This is a genomic window from Bryocella elongata (assembly GCF_900108185.1).
Lineage (GTDB): Bacteria > Acidobacteriota > Terriglobia > Terriglobales > Acidobacteriaceae > Granulicella > Granulicella elongata.
Genome location: NZ_FNVA01000005.1, coordinates 235948 through 256946, shown reverse-complemented (window position 1 = coordinate 256946; position 20999 = coordinate 235948). Strand labels below are relative to the sequence as shown.

At 61.7% G+C, this 20999-nt stretch carries 14 protein-coding genes; 4 read left to right on the top strand and 10 right to left on the bottom strand.

The annotated features are described in order from the left end of the window. Nucleotides 1-4: 4 nt before the first annotated feature. From tssH to tssB, 9 genes are all read right to left on the bottom strand, one after another. The gene (tssH, locus tag C4S68_RS15210) at nucleotides 5-2659 is read right to left on the bottom strand and encodes a type VI secretion system ATPase TssH (RefSeq protein ID WP_103933935.1); all 2655 of its coding nucleotides are present in this window, start codon (nucleotides 2657-2659) and stop codon (nucleotides 5-7) included. 72 nt (nucleotides 2660-2731) lie between these two features. Further along, nucleotides 2732-3805, bottom strand: coding sequence for a type VI secretion system baseplate subunit TssG (gene tssG / locus C4S68_RS15205; RefSeq protein ID WP_103933934.1), 1074 nt, complete (start codon nucleotides 3803-3805; stop codon nucleotides 2732-2734). After that, nucleotides 3769-5613, bottom strand: coding sequence for a type VI secretion system baseplate subunit TssF (gene tssF / locus C4S68_RS15200; protein WP_103933933.1), 1845 nt, complete (start codon nucleotides 5611-5613; stop codon nucleotides 3769-3771). The genes tssG and tssF overlap by 37 nt, the downstream gene beginning before the upstream one ends. Before the next feature lie 14 nt (nucleotides 5614-5627). Continuing rightward, on the bottom strand, nucleotides 5628-6116 hold the full coding sequence (tssE, locus tag C4S68_RS15195) for a type VI secretion system baseplate subunit TssE (RefSeq protein WP_103933932.1): 489 nt from the start codon (nucleotides 6114-6116) through the stop codon (nucleotides 5628-5630). 24 nt (nucleotides 6117-6140) lie between these two features. Next, a complete protein-coding gene (tssA, locus tag C4S68_RS15190; RefSeq protein WP_103933931.1) occupies nucleotides 6141-8003 on the bottom strand; it encodes a type VI secretion system protein TssA in 1863 nt (620 codons plus the stop codon). Beyond that, nucleotides 7990-8754, bottom strand: a complete 765-nt coding sequence (locus C4S68_RS15185) for a type VI secretion system accessory protein TagJ (protein WP_103933929.1) — start codon at nucleotides 8752-8754, stop codon at nucleotides 7990-7992. Before C4S68_RS15185 ends, tssA begins: the two co-directional genes overlap by 14 nt. A 7-nt stretch (nucleotides 8755-8761) precedes the next feature. Further along, a complete protein-coding gene (locus tag C4S68_RS15180; RefSeq protein WP_103933928.1) occupies nucleotides 8762-9238 on the bottom strand; it encodes an Hcp family type VI secretion system effector in 477 nt (158 codons plus the stop codon). A 76-nt stretch (nucleotides 9239-9314) separates the two neighbouring features. Continuing rightward, entirely contained in the window at nucleotides 9315-10811 is a 1497-nt protein-coding gene (gene tssC, locus C4S68_RS15175) for a type VI secretion system contractile sheath large subunit (RefSeq protein ID WP_103933927.1), read from the bottom strand. Next, a complete protein-coding gene (tssB, locus tag C4S68_RS15170; protein ID WP_103933926.1) occupies nucleotides 10804-11322 on the bottom strand; it encodes a type VI secretion system contractile sheath small subunit in 519 nt (172 codons plus the stop codon). Before tssB ends, tssC begins: the two co-directional genes overlap by 8 nt. A gap of 335 nt (nucleotides 11323-11657) precedes the next feature. Here tssB and tssK (C4S68_RS15165) point away from each other — a divergent pair, with 335 nt between their 5' ends. Beyond that, nucleotides 11658-13019 (top strand): type VI secretion system baseplate subunit TssK, encoded by a 1362-nt coding sequence (tssK, locus tag C4S68_RS15165; RefSeq protein WP_103933925.1) that lies wholly within the window; start codon nucleotides 11658-11660, stop codon nucleotides 13017-13019. Between the two features lie 66 nt (nucleotides 13020-13085). On the opposite strand, the gene C4S68_RS23805 is transcribed toward tssK (C4S68_RS15165), so the two are convergent. Then, entirely contained in the window at nucleotides 13086-15260 is a 2175-nt protein-coding gene (locus tag C4S68_RS23805) for a hypothetical protein (protein ID WP_146072168.1), read from the bottom strand. 240 nt (nucleotides 15261-15500) lie between these two features. On the opposite strand from C4S68_RS23805, the gene tssK (C4S68_RS15140) reads away from it, so the two are divergent. The 3 genes from tssK (C4S68_RS15140) to C4S68_RS15130 are packed head-to-tail and all read left to right on the top strand — an operon-like array spanning nucleotide 15501 to nucleotide 20987. Beyond that, on the top strand, nucleotides 15501-16847 hold the full coding sequence (tssK, locus tag C4S68_RS15140) for a type VI secretion system baseplate subunit TssK (protein WP_103933920.1): 1347 nt from the start codon (nucleotides 15501-15503) through the stop codon (nucleotides 16845-16847). 1 nt (nucleotide 16848) lies between these two features. Beyond that, on the top strand, nucleotides 16849-17604 hold the full coding sequence (locus C4S68_RS15135; RefSeq protein ID WP_103933919.1) for a DotU family type IV/VI secretion system protein: 756 nt from the start codon (nucleotides 16849-16851) through the stop codon (nucleotides 17602-17604). Next, on the top strand, nucleotides 17604-20987 hold the full coding sequence (locus tag C4S68_RS15130) for an ImcF-related family protein (RefSeq protein WP_103933918.1): 3384 nt from the start codon (nucleotides 17604-17606) through the stop codon (nucleotides 20985-20987). Before C4S68_RS15135 ends, C4S68_RS15130 begins: the two co-directional genes overlap by 1 nt. Nucleotides 20988-20999 lie beyond the last annotated feature (12 nt).

Below are 20999 nucleotides of genomic sequence, written 5' to 3'. Positions count from 1 at the left end.
CAGCCTATCCCCAGACGTATGCGAACTTACCGTCATCAATCGTTACGTTGACTGAAGCGGCGGAGGTACCCGAAGCGAGGCGGCCCAGAATCTGGCGACTCATCTCCGGAAGCAGCGTGTTGGACAGAATGTTGTCGACGTTGCGGGCGCCACTCTCCACCTCGGTGCAACGGTCCGCAACCCCGTTCAGCAAAGCGTCGTCGTAACCCATCTCAATGTGATGAGTTTCGAGGAGACGGCGCTGAATCTTGCCCAGCTTCAAGCGGATGATCTTCTTCAGATTCTCATCGCGCACCGGGAAGTACGGTACGACGAGCATTCTTCCGAGGAACGCGGGCTTGAAGATGGCATTCAGCTCCGGCTTCATCGCCAGCAGAAGGCCATCTCCGTTCGGCATCGTCTCGGGATCCGCTGTAAGCTTCATCAGCGTGTCCGTCGCAGCATTGCTGGTCAGGATGATGACCGTGTTGCGGAAGTCGATCTCGCGCCCTTCACCATCTTCCATGCGGCCCTTGTCGAAGACCTGGAAGAACAGTTCCAGCACGTCGGGATGCGCCTTTTCCACCTCGTCCAGCAGCACGACGGAGTAAGGCCGGCGCCGTACGGCTTCCGTCAGCACACCACCTTCGCCGTAGCCCACATAGCCCGGAGGCGAACCCTTGAGGGTCGACACCGTGTGCGCTTCCTGGAACTCCGACATGTTGATCGTGATCATGTTCCGCTCGCCGCCGAAGAGCAGATCCGACAGTGCGATCGCGGTCTCCGTCTTGCCGACGCCGCTGGGCCCGACCAGCATGAACACGCCAACAGGCTTGACCGGATCGTCCATGTTCGCGCGCGAAGTGATGATGCGCTGCGAGATGGCTTCCAGCGCGTGGTCCTGACCGATGACCTTCTTCTTCAGGTGCACATCGAGCGAGAGAACCGTCTCGATCTCGTCCTTCATCATTTTGCCGAGAGGGATACCCGTCCATGCACTGATGACTTCGCCGACGATCTGCGCATCGACCGCAACGCGCATCATGCCCGTCTCGCCCTGGAGGTCGATCAACTCCTTTTCCAGCGCAGAAAGCCGTTCCTTCGCGCCTTCCGGAGCAGCTTCCTTCTTCGAGACCGCATCTTCCAGCGTGGCCTGGATGCTGCGAATTTCGGAGACGATTCCCTTCTCTTTCTCCCACTGCCCTTCGAGAATCTTCTTCTCTTCGTCGCAGATGGCAATGTCCTTGTCGATGGCCGCGATCCGCTCATCGTGGTTGGCGCCGATCGCTGTCTCACGCTCCAGGATGCGACGCTGGACGTGAAGACTATCGATGCGACGCGAGACCTCTTCGAGGGTCGGCGGCTGCGAGTTCTGTCCCAGCGACAAGCGCGCGCATGCCGTGTCCAGCACGCTGACCGCCTTGTCCGGCAACTGGCGTCCCGCAAGATAACGGTGCGAAAGCTTCACGGTCGAGGTAATCGCCTCGTCGAGGATGCGCAGGTTGTGGTGCTTCTCCAGCGAGCTTACGATGCCACGCAGCATCGTGCAGCACACCTCTTCGGTCGGCTCCTCCACCTTCACCACCTGGAAGCGGCGGGCCAGTGCGGGGTCCTTCTCGAAGTACTTCTTGTACTCGCTCCAGGTCGTGGCGGCGATGGTCCGCAGCTCACCACGGGCGAGCGCCGGCTTCAGCAGGTTGGCAGCATCGTTCTGTCCGGCCTGTCCTCCGGCTCCGATCATGGTGTGCGCTTCGTCGATGAAGAGGATGATCTTCGCCGTCGAGCTCTTGACCTCGTTGATGAGCCCTTTGAGGCGGTTCTCAAACTCGCCCTTGACGCTGGCTCCTGCCTGCAGCAGAGCGAGATCGAGCGAGTGCAGCTGCACGCCCTGCAGCGCCGGGGGCACATCGCCCTCGGCCACGCGGTTGGCGAAGCCTTCCACAACGGCCGTCTTGCCCACGCCGGCCTCGCCGGTGAGGATAGGGTTGTTCTGGCGGCGGCGCATCAGGATATCGATCATCTGGCGCACTTCGGCATCGCGGCCCAACACCGGATCGATCTTGCCTGCCTTGGCGTTCGCCGTCAGGTTCACCGTGTACTGGTCGAGGTGCGGCGTCTTGCCGCCCGAAGGCGATGCCGCTCCGCTGGGACCGGACGTGCTGACGGGACCACCCGAAGCAACGCTCGCACCGAGAGGCGACTGACGCTCGGCCGAATTCGACACGATGTCGTAGAACGCGACGCGAAGGCCCTCCGCTTCGACCTTGCGCAGCTCAGTCGTGGTCTCACGCAGCACGCGAGCCAGCTCCTCGTTCGAGAGCAGCGCGAGCAGCGTCAGGCCCGTACGGATCGAGCCCGCATCGAACTCGATCGACGCCAGCGTCCAGGCTTCGCTGAGCGTCTTCACCAGCAGCGGGCTGAATGCCGGCGAGCGCGCATTGCCGCTCTTCAGCTTGTCCAGGCTTCGCTGCAGGTCAGCTGTCAGGCGCGACTTGTCGATGCCGTAGTGCCGGAGAATTGCGGCGATGTCGTTGTCACTCGACTCGAGCGTCTTGAGCAGATAGTGCTCGATCTCGATGTCATAGTGCGCACGGGACACGCAAAGTCCGGCAGCCGCCTCAAGGGCGCTCCGGGTCGTGTCGTTCAACTTGCTAATCAGCGACTTCAGATTCAGGCTCACTTCAGTTCCTCTCCCCTTCGATCGTGATCCCACTCTTGCGACGAACTGGCCCGCTGGCGAACAGTGCCTTTGCTATGTCAGCAGGAAGATTGCATCCCCTGGATCGCCCGCGAGGGGCCTGGTCTTCAACCAGCTCACCAGGCCGAGGCGCGGCTCATCCTGCCCTCGAACTCCCAGCTGCACTCCGGGTGCATCCTTTGCCACAAGCACCAGTTGTATCTCTGCTTCGTATTGGCCCGACGAATAAAACTGGATCCAGTCACGCAACATCAGGTACGCATCGTTCCCTGGAAGAAACTTGACGTAGCGATCAAACTCCATCGGGCCGAGAGTCACGCGAATGCGCCCATGATGATCCCACACCTCTTCCCCGATGATGGTGCCCACTCCGAGCAACTCCGAATCCTGCCCCGTGCCGTTCAACTCGCTTCGATCCTGCTCCGGAAGCCGACGCCAGGTACCCGCAAACTGATGCACCGCTACCTGGACTTCGAAGTAGTCCTCCAGAATCTGCCGCAGCGACTCCGCGGATCGAACGTGACGTGCAAGCAGACCGGCATAAGACAGATACGCTTCATCCGGAAGAACTCCACGGTTCCGCTGCCCCTCTGTGCCCAGACCCAGCAGATCATACAGACGCGGCGACAAGCTGTCAGGGCGTCCGCTCTCCAGGCCGATGTAAAACCGATACTTCTCCCATCCGCGATAGAACAGCGAGATCAGTCGATGGTTGAAGATGTCGAAGAACTCGGCGGTGGCCTTATCCCCTTCGCGCTGGATGCGGAGCATGTGCTCCACGTAGGCATCCGGCATCACCGAAATCGTCGCAGTCAGGCCCATGAAGTGAACCCGCATGTGGTACTGCCCATGCTCGTCCTTCTCAACTGTTGCCAGCTGACTGGGAGGAAATGCGAGCGTCGACACCGAGGAGAACCGCAACACCTCGTGGTTCGGCGAGTGAAAGTAGCCGACGGGCTTCTGCGCCGGGTGCATGAGCTGAAGGAGCCTCACGGCCTGGAAGAACTCGAACAGGAAACCCTGCTCCTGCAGCATCTCGCGCAAGGTACCGAACGGATCGCGCTGCCAGGCAGGCGGCTCCGAAGGGTCGATTACAACAACGTCTGTCGTCCCGACCGTGGTCTCCATGCCTGCAGGTTCTCCTTTCGCAGATTGGTACGTGCCGTGGTCTGCGCAAAGCTGTTCACGGAAGCATAGCCCGAGAAGAACTGCTCCAGCACCGCAGCGAAAAGATACGCGCTTCCGCCGGCAAACTGCTGCTCATCGAGCTCCACCAGAATTGCATTCCCTCTCGCCGGCATCAGCCCGTAGTCCGACGCGACCATGGCGAAGTGCGGAGAGACGGTGAGTTTCTGGATCGCGCCGATCTGGTTTTCGGTCGTCGTCGCTCCGGTAAAGTTATGCAGCCGCAGAATCTCCTGCAGCGCTCCCTTGCCCTCTTCGCTCAGCGAGAGATAGTTCAGCGAGAGCAGTGAGATAAGCCGCCAGACCTGCCCCGGTCCCGTGGGCGGCGAGTACGAGTCCGTCGGTTTGCGCAGGCACGAGATCTTCTTCGCCGCAGGAAACGTCGGCGCCCGAAGGTCGCCGTCGGCAATCATCACCGGCAGGCGGGTCGGCAGATCGAAGTTCGTGCAGGTCGTGCGAACGGTAAGCGACTCGAAGCGTGGATCGGTCAGCTCGCCGTTGATGTCTACCACCGACAGACTGACATGGGTAGGCGTCGACTCGCCCAGCTCGCTGCGCTGCCTTGAGGCGCTCCAGAACGCCAGCCGGTTCTCCGACCGGGTCTGGAATCGATACCCGAAGATGGGCTCCAGCTTCATGGTCTCGCCCATGCGGACGTTCGTGCCGTGAACCTCATCGATCGAATACACCTCAATCGAATCGCCTGCGCGCGTGTCCGGGACAACGGTATAGGCCCCGCGGCGCTGCGAGAGCTGAATCGGTTCAGCCACCTTTTCAAACAGGTTGATCGCGGGCGTACAGCTCAACCGGAACGTCGTCTCGTTGAGGTTCCGTTCCAGGATCTGGTGCCGCTCGGAACGCTCGAACCGCGAGAACAGCAGGATGATGTCGACCTCGTTGCCGAAGTCCGTGTTCGAGAGCTCTTCGAGGCCGGAGAGATCGAAGAAGAGGAACTTCTCCGGCAGCGCAAAGTACTCCTGCAGGAGCCGATGGCCGTCCATCGATCGCCGGTCATACGGCAGCAGGCAGTCCTCAGGAGAGAATCCCACCGGCTTCAGGCAGCTCGGATCGAGGACGATCACTCGCCTCTCCCCACCAAGCTCGTGTATCTGGATCTCGATGCAGTTGCCGGACAGCAACTCGTAAAGCGCATACACGACCGGTGAATCGCCTGCCAGATAGAAGCGCAGCCTGGTCATCGGCAGGCCGCTGAAGTTGACGTCCGGCAGGCAGGTGAGACGCAACCTTGCTGCGGCCGAAGCCTGACGACCACCTGTGGGTCGAGGCTGGCGCGGAAGCTGTTCCGGCATGCGCCACTCCGCCTGGGTCACCGAAAACGGCCACAGGTCCACGTCGTACGCGGTACGGAAGTCCACCTGCACACGGTCCACAGGACGCGACACCATCTGCGTTCCCTTGGGGATTCGCATGCCCGCCGTCTTCTTTCCCAGCGCAGGATCGGGCGTGCACTCCACAATGGTCATCGACGGCACAGGCCGCAGGAACGTGGGATAGAGCAGGTTCAGCAGAGACTCGCTGAGCAGGGGAAAGTCGTCGTCCAGGCGGCGATGAACACGCGCCGCCATGAAGGCCACCCCCTCCAGCAGGCGCTCCACGTGGGGATCCACGCAAGCGTCGCCACTAAGTGTCAGCCGGCTCGCGATTCCCGGATATCGGCGCGCGAAATCCCCGCCCATCCGGCGAAGATAAGTGAGCTCATTTTCGTAATATTCTCGAAGCTCCTCGCGCATGCTCTCCTAAGTCCTCACCCGCGCCGGATGTCGCCGCGGGTTGGGTCGGTAAACTCTCCGTTGACGGTGTCCAGCAACGTATCGAAGCTGATGTCTTCCTCGCTGTTTTCGATCATCACCGTGCCTTCTACGTGAAAGCGAAAGCTGCGCCTCAGCTTGTCCTCGCGGATCAGAGTGATTCGGGGATCGCGGATGCGGGGCTCGTGCACCTTCAGCGTCGAGCGAATCGACTCGAGCACCTGCGTTGGGCCAACGACGCCCGCGCCTAATTCAGCGATGTCCGGCAGTCCATAGGTGGCTACAGAGTTCAAGGCCTGCGGACACCGCTCCAGCGAATCCTCGCCGGTACGCCGCGTATTCAACAGCCACTCGATATCCCGCCGGATCCCCGCTTTGAAGACGGCGATCGACGCGGCGCGCGAGGTCGGAGCCTCAAAGCCCGTGTCCAGCCGATCCAACAGCGACTGCGTAACCGGCGTGTCTGTCCGTCCTCTCGGTGCCATATCCCCTCCGGTGCGTTTGCGTCGTTAGTGGCGGATGCTGAGGGCTGCTTCGGGATCGAGGCGGCACAACCGCGAAAAGATGACTTCCTTCTCCTCGCTGCTGGCCTTGCGCGCATCCATGCATCGCAGCAGCAGGCTCAGCGGCTGGGCCAGCATCTCAGCCGCCTCCCAACTCTCGAGTGACCGCCGTTCCATCTCACTCGACAGATCGAGCAACACCGGATAAGCAACCGCAGACTTGTCGGCCGCAAGACAAAGCTGAGCCATCTGCACACGGCGCTGGAAGCGCATTCGTCCGCTGGGTTGCAGTTCGGAGTCTCGCACCAGCAGCGTGATCGCTTCGTTCACTCTTCCCTGCTTCAGGATATCCAGCGCGGTCCGATAGACATCCGGAGCTTCGTCCGCTGCCGCAGCCACAGCAGGGACCGGCTCATAACGAGGTGTCTCCTCGGCCTCGCTCGCATCCTCCGAGACAACCACTTCGGGCGCCGGCGGAAACACCTCGGTATCGAGCCACTGCTGCGTCTCGGGATTGGCCGCGGGAGTGTCATCGTTCAGCGTGATGCGGCGAACGCCCGGCTTGTCCTGCAACAGGCCGCGGACCGTGCTGATGACCGCAGCTGCGACGTCGTACTGGCCCATCTCCTGGGCCGCCCGCCAGAGATACCGCTGCACATCGAGCCATACACGACCGCATGGCTCCGCCAGCGCCTTGAGCCCCACCTGCATCAGCTCATCCCAGCCTGACTCATTCGCCAGACGGCGAAGCTGCTGCCGGGTTTCCGTAGGAGGCGCTACCGCAAACGTGTAGTCGTCAATGTCCGCATGACGCGTCTCGCCCAGGCGAAGCGAAGAACAGAGCAGGTAGGGGATGGGCGAATAGTTATCTTCGTTGCGCAGGAACTCTGCAGCCGCCAGTACCGCCGCATAGGCGCTCTGCTGGTCCGTGACGGAGATTCCGCCACCTCGTGGCCCTCTTGCAGCAGGCGCTCCCTGCGCGACCTGTGCGGTTTCCTCCCCGCCAGCCGCACCGGACGAGGTCGAATCGAAGTTCGCCCAGGGATCGACGTCCTCGAGAACCTCCTCTTCCACCACTGGAGCGTCCGTCGGATCGGGATCGGTCTTGCGCTTTTCAGCCAGCGACGACCCGATCACGCGCTTCACATCTTCAATCGCCGCCTTCAGCTTTCCAAACGAAGGCTGCTCCACGGGATACTTCTCTTCGTGGAAGATATCCAGCTGGTCGAGCTCCTCCAGAGCCGTGGCCAGCAAAGCCTCCGTGTCCTTATAGAACGCCTTCGGGGTCAGCTCGATGGCTTTGATCAGATCTTCTTCGGTGGGACGGCCACGCGCGATAGCGTCTTCGCGCATCTCCCGCCGCTCGTCGGAAGTCGCGGACTCCTCCGTACCGATGGTGCGCGCATCCTGGTACTGAAGCCAGTTGAATCCCCGTGCCACCGGGATCTGGCGCATCGACAACGCGATCAGGTTCGCTGAACTCTCCAGCGCGCCGACACGAAGATCGGGGCTCTGATCGTCTTCATCCAGCTGCGGATGGACTGTGTCCCAGAACGTCTGCTGGAGTTCGCGCAGGAGCGTAAGGCCGGGCTGAAGGATAGGGAAGCCCTCCTTCCGCAGGAGAGATTCCAGGTACCAGCCCGCGAGACGGATATCCTTCGTCTTGGTCGCAAGCGCTTCGCCCGCAAGCTTGATGACAAGGTTGCGGTCTGCCTTCTTCGGCGCTCTGCCCCAGACGCCGGCAGCAAGGGACTCATCATCCTCCTGCCGGGCTTCCTTGATCTGGTCGAAGAGCTTGTCGTACTGGAGATTCGGTCCCGATGGCGCCTCGGCTGAGATCGGTGTCAGCAGATCATCACGAAGCGGCATCTTCAGGCTCTCCTACAGGATTTGCTTCCGACTCGTCCTCGGACCCCTTGGGCGAATTCCACACCAGGCTGCGGAACTCGAGTATCGGAATCTCTTCTCCATCCACCAGCAGCATCTTCTGCCCAAAGAGGCGTTCACTGCCATCCGGCTGGTCTTCCCATACACTCGTCCGTCCCAGGCGTACCGAGTTATCACTTGAGGTCCAGCTCAGCGGAGCGAGCACAGGCAGCAGAATTTCACCAAGATCCTGAAGCCGAAACTCAGGGCTTGCTTCGATGCGCGCACGGGCCCACATCAGGTCGCGCAACGCTACGGGAGCCTCGATTTCGAGTCGACGCACATAACTCGTCGGGATCCAGGTGTAGCTTCCCGCAATAAACACCTCCAGATGGTCGCCAATACGGGCATCGGCGTCCTGCAAGGATTCAAATGGCTCATCGTTCCAGGTTCCACCCTGGGCGGCGATCTTGGCGACCGACGCCGGCAGGACACCGGTCTGGAACATCTCCTGGCGCGTGCGCTCCGCATGCAGCGCACTCCGATACACCAGGTAAGCCATCTGCGTCTTGGGGTTTTGACTTTCGAGCACGGCCAGTTGCTTCTCAGCGCGGTCGTACTCGCCAGCAAAGCACAGAAGTTCGAACAGGAAAGTACGGCGCTTGGCGTCGAGCGGCGCGGACCGCAGCTCTTCGCCAAGCGCCTTGATTGCCTGGTCTAACTCCCCAGCACGGTAAAGGTCCTGTGGAGTCATGAACCTCTTAGCTGACCTTGTTCGCCTTCAGATCGTAAGTCACCGGCGACTTAGCCGCGAGCTTGCCCGTCTCGTCCTGCTGCCAGTACTGCATCTTGATCGTGTTGTAGCTGAAGGAGACCGATTCCATCGGGATTTCGCTGGAGCCGCTGATCTGAATGCTGGTGACAAACAACTCGCCCAGATTTACCTGGAGGAAGGGAGCTCCGTTGGCGCCGGACTTGACCGCGGTCAACACGCCAGTCTTGATATGCGTGCCCAGACACATCGCCTTGAACAGCGGGGTGCTCGCCGCGTCATAGTTCTTCATGATGCTGAGGTCAGCCAGGCTCACTTTACCCGCACCCGAACCGCCCGAGCCGGAAACGGAAGTCACCTGCGATCCGCCCCAGCTAAAGGACATGACCGTGATCTCTTTCGGGTGCTTATCGTCCGCCGACTCGCCATCAATTCCATCCAGTTTGAGGAAGAAATCTACCGCCATGATGCATCTCCTTTTTCGCCTGCGCATGGGCAGGGTTCACGTTATGAGTTTCGCTTCCCTTGGCCCGACCCGTGACTTACTTCGCCGGGGCCGGAAGCTCCGCAACCAGGCGGAGAGAAACGGTGAGTTCATCCAGCTGGAAGTGCGGACGCATGAAGGCCACAGCACGCAGGGCACCGGCGTTGCCGGGCACCTCCATGACCTCGATGCGAGCCTCGCGCAACGGACGCTCCGCCTTCGCGGACTGCGACGCATTGTCGTCGGCCAGCACATACTGCCGGACCCAGGTGTTCAGGTAATCCTCAGCCTGGCTGCGGCTCATCGCGCTGCCAAGCTTGTCACGCATCATCGCCTTGAGATAGTGCGCAAACCGGCTCATCGCCAGGATGTAGGGCAACTGCGCCGACAGCTTTGCATTGGCATTGGCCTTGTCGTCGTCGTAGACCTTGGGCCGGTTCACGGTCTGCACGCTGAAGAATGCAGCGTAGTCCGTGCCCTTGCAATGCACCAGAGGAACAAAGCCCTGGTCGGCAAGTTCCTTCTCGCGCCGGTCGGTGATCGAAACCTCCGTCGGGCATTTGAGGGCAATGTCACCGTCATCGGTCTTGAAGTTGTGGGCCGTAAGACCCTCAACCAGACCGCCACCTTCCACGCCACGAATGGAAGAGCACCATCCGGACTTGGCGAAGGAGGTGGTCAACTTCGCGCCGAGAGCATAGGCAGCATTTCCCCACAGGTACTTGGAGTGATCGCGGCCGTCGACGTCTTCTTCGAAGTCGAAAGCTTCCACGGGACGCGTCGCCTTGCCGTACGGATCACGCATGAGCACGTGAGGGAGAGTAAGAGCCACGTAACGCGAGTCATCCGAATTCCGGAAGCTCTTCCACTTCGCATACTCTGTGCTGTCGAAGACCTTGCTCATATCGCGAGGCGCACCCAGCTGGGTGTAGTCCGCCAGGTTCATCATCTCCGCCGAAGCAGCCGAGAGGAATGGCGCATGCGCCGCAGAGGCAACCTGGGCAACCTTCTCCAGCAGCTCGATATCTTCCGGGCCGCGTCCAAACTCGTAGTCTCCGACCAGCGCCGCGAACGGAGCTCCACCGAACACGCCGAACTCTTCCTCGTAAGCCTTTTTGAACAGAGCGCTCTGGTCGAACTCCGACGCCTTCTGCAGGTCGCGCAGAAGCTCCTTCTTCGAAACGTTGAGGACCTTGATCTTCAACATGTCGCTGGTTTCGCTCTGGTCCATCAGGTACTTGATGCCACGCCACGTTCCTTCCAGCTTCTGGAAGGCAGGGTGATGAATGACCTCGTTCAGCTGCAGGGAAATCAGCCGATCGATCTGAGCAATGCGCGCCGTGATGGAGACTTCGGCATCCTTGGACAGGGACATGTGGCCATCGAGAACCTGGGCCACGAACTCCTTGACCAGATTCTTGCCACGCTCCAGCGATGCAGTGTCGCGATCAAAGCGGCCCGTCGCGACGATCGAATCAAGCAGCGAGGTCGACGACTCTTGTGTCTGTTCGGCGGCTACTGCGGCGGCAGCTGCCGGGCTGGCTGTATTACTCATTGCCATCCTCCCCTGTGGTTCCAAGTTCAGACCGCAGCTTGTTGCGGGACTCCGTGTTGGAGACGGCGTCGAACAACATCTCGTCGAGCTTGTCGTTGCCCTGCAGCGAACCGCGCAGATCCGAGAGGCGCGTGCGGAGATCCAGAAGATCCTTCAGCGGCTTCACCTGCTTCGCCACGTTCTCCGGAGAGAAGTCTTCCATGCTCTCGAAACGCAGATCGACCTTAACCTGGCCAGCGTTCGGATCATCGCTGAGTTTGTTCGCCACCGAGTACGCCAGATGAGGCTGCATGCCCTTCAACACCTGGTCAAAGTTGTCGGGATTGATCTCGACGAACTTACGATCCTTCAATGCAGCCAGAGGCTTCTCCGGCTGTCCTGTCAGATCACCGAGAACTCCCATCACGAAGGGCAATTCCTTCATCTCGATGGCGGAGCCCACTTCTACGTCGTAGGTAATTTGAACGCGAGGTGAACGCACCCGGTCCAGCTTATGCTGCGTGTTGGCCATACTTCCCCCTGGAGGAGTTGAGAGGCAGCACGAGACAAAAGTCTTCGCGCCATAGACGTGCGGGAAAAATACTTACTCAAGGAAACACAGGATTTCGTACATGTAAAGAGAAATAAATGTAGCAATTGCTGGTGGCACAGTTCAGCTTCACTGACGTAGCCCGACCATCGCGTCCTGCGAAATACCCGCGGAGAGATCCTCGCTGCAAAATAGAGATGGCGTCAAGTCTTTCCGCACTGAACTTCTCCCTCCCGGTGCGCGCAGTGTTGTACATTGGGCCCACCTGCTGAATTCCCTGGCATCCGCCAGTCCTGCCTTCACGGAGCCGAAGCTTAATGCGACAGTTACAGCCCGTCGTCTGGTCAAAAGGAACGTTTCTCTCGCCGCAGCACCTGCAGGCCCAGGAGCGATTTGTTGAAGAATCGGTGCGTTTCTATCTCGACTCTCTGATTGAAAATGCGTGGGGTTTCTCCCAGCTGCGTGTCGATGCCAAGGCGCTCTCCGAAGGTAATCTCGCACTCTCCGAAGCAAGCGGTGTATTTGGCGATTCGCTTCCCTTTGAATTTCCCGGCGCTGATCCTATTCCCGACGGTCGTGCTTTGGCAAAATGCTTTGAGCCCGGCCAGAAGTCCTGCACGTTCTATCTCGCGATACCGGAGTATCGTCCGGGCGGTGTTAATGTGGCGATGGCTCCTGGGCCCAGTACCCGCTTCTCCGCGCAGCAGCAGATGCTTCGAGACGAGAACAGCGGAGATATGCGCGAAAAGCCGGTGCGGGTCGCGCAGAAAAATCTAAAGCTCATCGCTGAGGGTCAGCCGCAGGACGGATTCGTCGTCATGCCCTGCGCGCGCGTGCTCCGCTCGGACACGGGGAGCTTTGCTCTTGATCCCAGCTTCGTTCCGACGCTCATCAATGTGCGCGCCAGTAATCTGCTGGAGAATATACTCCGCGGACTCGTCGAGATTCTAGTGGCACGCAGCACAAGATTGTCGGGCAATCGCCGGCAGAAAAATCAGAGGCTGGCTGACTTCTCCAGCTCCGATATTGCGGAGTTCTGGCTGCTCTATACCGTGAACACGCATCTCCCCGGCTTCCGGCACCTGCAGGAGTCGGAACGTATTTCGCCGGCGCAGCTGTTTACCCAGATGGCAGACCTGGCTGGCTCCCTGGCGACGTTCTCGAACACGCTCGTGCCGCGCGACTTCCCGGTCTACGTGCACGAGGAACCTGGTCCAGGTTTCATACGGCTCGACGAGATCATCCGCAGCCTGCTCGACACTGTGGTGCCGACCAACTTCGTTGCACTGCAGCTCAAGTTTCTGCGCGACTCCATCTACGCGACCTCTATCGACAAAGATGAGTACCTGCACAACACGCGGTTGTATCTTGCGGTCTCAGCGGACATGCGTGAGCCCGACATCATCGATCGCGTACCGAAGCTGATGAAGGTGTGCTCCGCGACGCACGTCGAGCACCTCGTACGGCAGGCGCTTCCAGGCCTCAAGCTCTCGCATGTGCAACGCCCTCCGCGCGGAATCGCGCTGAAGGTCGGCCATCAATACTTTGCAATGGAGCAGAGCGGTCCTGTGTGGGAGTCGATCCAGCGCGCCAGAAACTTCGCGGTCTACGCGCCGCAGGACTTCCTCCGGCCGGAGATGGAGCTGATCGTGCTGCTTCCCAGCGCCGGCGCGAACTAGTCTGCCACCAGAAACGGAGAAGGCGCGCCGTGGCGCGCCTTCTCCGTTTCTTAGCCTCAATCGAGCTTACTTCTTCACCATCAGAACCACCGCGAGCAGGATCGCAACCAGCAGCACAATCACGATGATGAGCAGGATCGGCAGCATCTTCTGCATCGCCGAAGGAGGGGCTGCGGCCGGGGTTGGCGGCGCCGGTGGTTGTGGCATCTGCATCTGCGGCATCTGGTACATCGGCATCTGCGGGGCTTGAGGCATCTGTGGCGCCTGCGGCATCTGCATGCCACCACCACCGCCCGAAGGCATCGTGGGCATAGCAGGCATCGTTGGCATGGAGGGCATCGTCGGCATCGCAGGCATGACGGGCGACGCACCTCCGGCCGCACTCGCCGCCGGGGGCCTCGGCGTCTGTCCCGTGTTGCCCGTGCGCTGGCTCTCACGCAAGGCCGACATGTTGATGATCTGGGTGAACTCACTCGGACCAGCCGCTGCTGGAGGTGCGGAAGGAGGAGGCATAGACGGACCACCGGCCGGTGCGCGGAAGACCGACGTCGAATCCGCAGCGAAAGACGAGGAAGTCGGCGCAGCGGGCGATTGCGGCGCAGTTGGCCCTGGCCAGGAGGGCGCTGCGGCAGACGGCATAGGAGCCGGAGGTGCGGAGTATGCCGGAGCGGCCGGTGCAGGAGGAGGCGCAGAACTCGGCTGCTTTGACTCAAGCGTGCGCAGGATCTGAGTCAGGCCTCCCGATCCCGTTGGCGAGGCACTCGAGGATGCGACAGGCGGCGTATACGGCGTTGGAGCTGGCGTGTATGACTGCTGCGGCGGGTACGACGGCTGCGACGGCGCTGATTGCGAGCCCAGAGTGCTGAGCAACTGCGTCAGCCCCGACCCGCCAGTGGATGCCGGGGGCGGAGGTGCGGGGTTCGAAACCGGCGCGGGAAAGCCTTGCGACGGCGCACTTCCCGGCTGCCCCATCACGTTCAGAAGCTGCGTGAGACTTCCAGCGGCAGGCGAAGACGCGGGCCTGGATGCGAACGGATCGTCGGCAGGCGCAGCGCGCTGCACCGGCGCCGGAAACGCTGCCCCTGACGGCGCTGCTGGAGCAATGGGAGGAAACGCGTCGGCCTGACTACTGGCGCGGGCCGAGGGTGCGGCAAAATCCCCTGCATTGAAGAGCTGCGTAAAGCTGGAGCTGGCAGGCGTACTCGGAGGTGCGGCAGCTGGAGGTGGTGATGCCAACGGTGCGGCTGGAATGGAAGCTGCCGGGGTGAATGCTGGCGGCGCAGGCATAGGCGCTGGTGGAGGGACTGGCGCAGCCGCAACTGGCTCCTGCGCGACCAGAGGATGCGAACCCGTGACCGGGAGCGGACGCACGGCTGGAGGGGCGACAGCCTTGTCGAGCGCTCCCAGCAGCTGCGTCATGCTGCTCGCATTGACGCTGCTTGATTGCGAAGGTTCGATCGGGGCGGTCGCCTTGAACGCGCCGGTAGACGACTTCGGCGCAGAATCGAGGGTCCGCAGCAATTGCGTAAAGCCCAGGGCTTCGGCCTTAGCAGCCGGAGGAGGCGGTTCGGTAGCAAATGGAACCGCCGGCACCACCGGTGCACCGCTGTAAGGAGGAGGCGCGGGCACGAAGGCTGGAGCCGCAGGGACTACCGGTACAGGCGCTGCCGGTGTAGCGGCTGCGGGCGCCGGGCTATCCAGGGTGCGGAGTAACTGCGTGAATCCCTGGTACCCACCGGGCGATGGAGCTGCGGGAGCCGGAGCTGCAGGCGGAGCCGGAGGATACGCCGTAGCAGGCTGGCTCTGTGCCACGGGCGGCGCGATCGCGGGCTCTATAGCGATGGGCGGAGCGGCAGGAGCCGCCGGCGTATTGATCGTGCGGAGCAGCTGCGTGAAGGAATCGGCTGCCGGTGTGGATGAGGCGACCGGAGCAGCTGAAGCCATAGGCGGCGGAGGTACAGGAGTTGCAGCGGAAGGCTGCGCGAAGACAGGCGCTGGCGGAGTCGATGGACTCTTGCTCTCGATGGTCCTTAACAGTTGCGTGAAGTTCTGGAACTGGTTCGGGTCGGGCGTTGGCGCCGGAGCGGGGGCTGAACCTGCTCCAGGACTGAAGGCTTCCGCGGCAAATGGATCTGCGGGCGGCTTCTCTTCGCTCATGACGCGGAACAGGTCCGTCACGCCCGAGGACGGAGAGCCCGCTCCATGCTGATCTGGCCGTTCCTCCATGCTGCTGTCCTTCATCTCCAGCTACCTCGCGCGGTGGACTTCTGCAGGATCGCTCCTGTATCGGGGAAATGAATTGACACTCAGGAGAGTAGTTCCTAGCATAGCCCTAACTTCCTCGACGAATCTGCTTGGGGCGTCGCACCGTTACAGCATAATATCGCTGTGCATCAACACTGCGCCCTGCAACCGCGGAATGTTTTCGATCCGACTTCATCCACGAGCACGGCTTTGGCATTCCACGGATAGGTTGCATTCATGAAATGCTTGTCTCGCGTCGTGTGGTCGGAAGGCATGCACCTCACGCCGCAGCACTTCCAACTTCAAAGCCGCTACTTCGAAGACCTGCTCTGGTTTCTCAACGGACAGCTCCACAATCATCCGTGGGGCCTGTTGAGTTTTGGCCTGGATACGGATCTGATCCGCAATGGCAGCGCGGTCCTGAGCTTCGGTTCGGGCATCTTTCCCGATGGCCTTATCTTCGATATTCCAGATAGCGACCTTCGTCCGCAGCCGCTGAATCTTCACGAGATCTTTACTCCCATCGACAGCGACATGATCCTTCATATCGCTGTACCGCAGCGTGTCGACCAGCAGATGACGACGGATCTGTCTGACACCAAGCGCACTCGCTTCGGGGTGGTGGAGAAGGTAGTTCGCGATGAGACGATCAGCACCGAAGAGTATCGGATCACGCTGTCGCGCAAGAATCTGCTGCTGCTGGGAGCCTCCCAGATCGACAAGAGCCTGATCTCGATTCCCATCGCGCGTGTGGTCCGCGATGGCAAGGGCGGATTTGCGATCGATCCCACCTTCTACCCTCCGCTGCTCCGTATCGGTGCGGTAGAAGATCTGCTGGTTCGCGTGCAGCACATGATCGAGGCGATCGAAGCCAAAATCCTGATCACGCGCTCCGGACAGAAGCGCACCGGCAGCTTCGAGATAGGCTCGTCAGCGCTCGACGTGGCGAGTTACTGGTTTCTGCACTCTCTGTGCACCGCGATTCCGCCTTTGCGGAACCAGCTAAGTGCGCGGGACGGGCATCCCGAAGAGCTCTATCTGGCTCTATCGAGCCTCGCCGGTTCGCTGTGCACGTTTGCACTCGACGCAGATCCCTCGGAAATTCCTGCATACGACCATCTGCAACTCAACGCGGTCTTTTCGCGGCTGGAGAGGCTGATCTACCGCAATCTTGAGGTCGTCGTACCGTCGAATACGGTCACGTTGAACTTCACGCAGACCGAGCCTGCTATCTTTACCGCGCCGGTACTTGACGAGCGAAGCTTCCGCCGATCGCGCTGGATCCTCGGGATTCGCTCCAATCTCTCCGAATCAACGTTGATCCGGCAGGTTCCGTCCTCGCTCAAGATCTGCTCGGCGGAGGGCGTGGTGAAGCTGGTGCAACGCGCATTGCCGGGCCTTGAATTGAGTCATGTTCCTGTTCCGCCCTCGGCCATCAGCGCGCAGGCGGACATGCATTACTTCAGCATTGCCAGCGCCGGGCCATGCTGGCAGCACATCCTCGCAACCAGGCAGGTCGGCGTCTATCTGCCGAACGAGCTTGGCGCAGCTGTATTTGAGGTCACCATCATCACCGAGGCATAGCATGAGTGCTACCGAATCACCGCGGAAGTTCCCGACCAACAGCCTTGCCTTCGAATTTCAGGATGTCATCACCGTGATTCTGCGCGTGCGCTTCCGCACGCAACGAGTGGCCGACGTCGCTGCCTTCCGCAACAACGTGCGGCAGATGATCTCCACCGCAACGACCAACGCGCGGGCCCAGGGCTACTCCGACCCGGCCTCCAAGATGGCGCTCTACGCCATCGTCGGCTTCCTGGATGAAAGCGTCCTCAACTCCGGTGACCCCACCTTCAGCACCTGGTCGCAACGCACCGTGCAGGAGGAGATGTTCGGCAGCCAGTTCGCCGGCGAGTACTTCTTCCGCCACATCGAAGAGCTGCTGCACGGCCCTGACTCGAACGAGACCGCGGACGTGCTCGAGCTGCACGCCATCTGCATCCTCCTCGGCTATCGCGGTCGCTACGCCTTCAACGACCGCGGCGAGATCCAGAACATCCTGCGGGCGATCCGCGAGAAGATCGCGCGCATTCGTGGGCCGGAGGTCCTGTGCCGCGTTCCGCCAGCACCTGAGGTCCCCACCGTCTCGCAGAAGGATCCCTGGATCCGGAGGCTGTTCGTGATCACTGCCGCAACTGCGGTGTTGGCACTTGTAGCCCTGGCCTGTTACAAACTCATCCTCGATACAACCCTGGCTCACGTGACGATGCTTCACATCACACTGCCGTTTCAGCAACGCACCGTTGCAGCACTGGCTTCCGGCCTGAAGGGACGGGCGTAATGAAGAAGGCCCTGCTGATCGGAATTCCCTGCCTCCTCGTTTATCTGGTGCTGATCGTCCTGTTTGCGTTCGCTGCCCACCTGGAAGGCATGCGCTTCGGCATCTTCGTCGGGGTGATGTCCGTCGTCGGCATCGCTGCGCTGGTGGCGATTGTGATCTACCAGAAGAAGATGGAAGGCGACGCTCTTCCCTCCGATCTGACCGCAGCCGAATCCTCCAGCCTCGATTCGCTGGTCAAGGCTGCAGAGCATAAGCTCAAGGGCTCGTCGACCGGAAAGTCGCTCAGCGGCCTTCCCCTCGTCTACCTTGTCGGCGACTCCAACTCTGCCAAGACGCACACGCTCGTGCAGTCCGGCCTCGACCCCGAACTGCTCGCGGGCGAGGTGTATCGCGATGGCCAGATCGCGCCCACACCGCTGGCGAACATCTGGTACACCGGCCATGGCATCATCGTCGATGCCGGCGGCGCACTGCTGGACCAGCCCAGCCTCTGGGCAAGGCTCGTCCGCCTGACGCAGCCCAACAAGTACGGCGCCGCCCTCGCGAAGGGTGGCCTGCAGCCCACACGTGCCGTGCTGCTCTGCGTAAGCCTCGAGCATCTTGCACCGGGACAATCGCCGGATGCCGCCCGCGTGCTGGGACAGAAGCTCCGCGAGAGCCTTCGCAAGGTCTCACAGACGCTCGGCATCTCGCTGCCCGTCTACGTTCTCTTCACCAAGCTCGATACCGTAGGTTCGTTCGCCGACTACGCGACCAACCTGACCGAAGAAGAGGTTCGCCAGCCGCTTGGCGCAATGCTCGCGCGTGTGGATGCCGATGCGGGCCTCTACGGCGAGCGCGCGGCAGCGCAGACCACCTCTCGCTTCGATGAGCTCGTCTACTCCCTCGGCGAGTTCCGCCTCGAGGTTCTCGGCCGCGGCAGTGCACCCGAGCAAACCGCCAAGGCCTACGAGTTCCCCCGCGAGCTGCGCAAGCTGCGCGGCCCCATCGTCGACTTCCTGGTCGAGGTGGGCCGTCCCAGCCAGCTTGGCGTAAACCCGTTCCTCCGTGGCTTTTACTTCTCCGGCGTGCGTCCCCGCGTCATCGAAGACTCGGGTCCCGTCAGCCAGGCCGCTGCGCCCGCTGCCGCGGTCGATCCCGGCGCGACGCGGGTCTTCAGCTTCAACGCAGCACAGATCCCCGCAATCCCCACACCCGTGCAGCGAGTCACCCGCCGCGTGCCGCAGTGGGTCTTCCTGCCGCACCTGCTGCCGCGTGTCATCCTCAGCGATCGCACTGCGCTCGACACGAGCCGCGCCAGCACCAAGGTCAACGTCGTCAAGCGGGTTCTCATCGGGACCGTCGCGGCATTCTTCTTCCTCTATTTCGTTGCCCTGACTTTGTCCTGGCTCAATAACTCGGGCCTGGATGACAAACTCAAGGAGGCCTCCGCCGCAGCGGTTGCTCCGACAGGCCAGCACGAGGGCGCGTCGGTGGCCGACCTGCAGCATCTCGAAGCGCTGCGCAAGGTCTTCATGCAGATCGACGACTACCACTCCCACGGAGCTCCGCTGGCCTATCGCTTCGGTCTCTACGGCAGCGAGCCGCTCTATGAGAAGGCATGCACGCTTTACGGTGCGCGCCTCCGCGCCATGCTGCTGGAACCGGCCCAGGCCAATATCCTCGCGCAGATGAGCGCGCTGCCTGCGGCCTGGGACAAGAACAGTGCCTACTCGGACACCTACCGTCCACTGCGGGCCTATCTCATCTCGACGTCGAATCCCGAGAAGGCAACGCCCGACGTCGCCGACGACTTCGTCCATGCCTGGGTGGGCGCGCGCAGCGTCTCGCAGGAGCAGACCGACCTCGCCCGCACGCAGTTCCAGACCTACGCTGCGCTTCTTCCGCAGCCCAAATCCTGCATGGCCACCCTCGGTGGTGAACCACACATGTCCGCCGTCACCCAGGCCCGCAACTTCCTGCGCGGCGCCGATGGCAGCGATCAGGTCTACCAGAGCATGAAGGCCGCTGCGGATCGCAAGTTCCCGGGCGTCAACTTCAACCGCCAGTTCCCTGCCTACGTCGCGTACGTGAGCGACAGCTATGACGTGGAAGGCGCCTTCACCAAGGGCGGCTTTACCTTCATGCAGGACGCCATCCAGCACCCCGAACCCTACGCCAGCGGCGAGGAGTGGGTGCTCGGCTTCCGCGCAGCCAATACAGTCGATATCCCATCGCTGCGCGCGCAGCTGGCGCCAAAGTACCTCAATGACTTCCTCAATGCCTGGCGAAGCTACCTCAAGGCAGCCCACGTGCTCACCGGCGGAGACCTGCCCGAGGCCAAGAAGAAGCTGCACGTGCTCGCGGGCTCCGGCTCCCCGATGATGCAGGTCTTCAAGCTCATCTCCGACAACACGGCCGTCAACATCGACGACTTCTCCAAGCCCTTCCAGGCGCCGCAGATGGTCGTTGCGCCCAACAGCCTGGCCCTTCCGCCGTCCTACACCGGTGGGCTCGAAGCGCTCGACAACGCGATTCCGGAGGCTGGAACGCCCATCACACCCGCGGTGGCCGATCCGGTGATCCAGGCTGCAAATGCCGCCTCAGCCGCGGTGAACACCATCCGCAGCGCCTTCCCGCCCGACCCGACCGGAGCGATGGACTCAACCTCCGAAGCCCTGCTCCAGGCGCCCATCAAGTCCGCCCTGGCAGCGGCAAAGGGGTTGAAGGACGCAGCTGCTGGCGGCGGAGCGAAGGTGCTCTGCGCTCAGATGGCGCCGCTGCTCAACAAGTTCCCCTTCAACCCCGACGCGCACGACGACGCGGACCCGTCCGAGGTGGCCAGGATCTTCCAGCCCGGCTCCGGCGCCTTCGCACAGTACGCCCAGACCCAAAGCGCGAACCTGACCCTGATCGGCAGCCAGTTCACGGCGAATCCGACCGCTAACCTAAACCCCGCCTTCGTCACCTTCATGAACCACGCGCAGCAGCTTTCGACCGCTCTCTTCGCCACGGGGGCGACGCCGCAGCTGGTCTTCAGCCTCACCGAGGAGCCGCCAGCCGCAGGTCAACCGCCCGCTGTCATCGAGATCAACGGCACGGCCCTGAGTGGTCCGGGGCAGAAATCCTTCACGTGGGTCTCGTCAGCCGGTTCGACGACGAAGATCAGCGGGCCACAGGGCCAGTCCCATACCTACCCGGGAAATTGGTCGGTCTTCCACTTCGCGTATGAGGCGAAGCATCCGACGCAGTCCCAGTTGGAACTCATCTTCCAGGAATCCATCAACGGTCACTCAACCGGAACGCCGTATGACTATAAGCTTGACGCTTCGGGCCCCGGCGCTCCGTTGCTCAACCCTGCGTTTATGCGGCAGATGCATTGCACGACCAAGGTGAACCAGTAATGCCATTGCCAA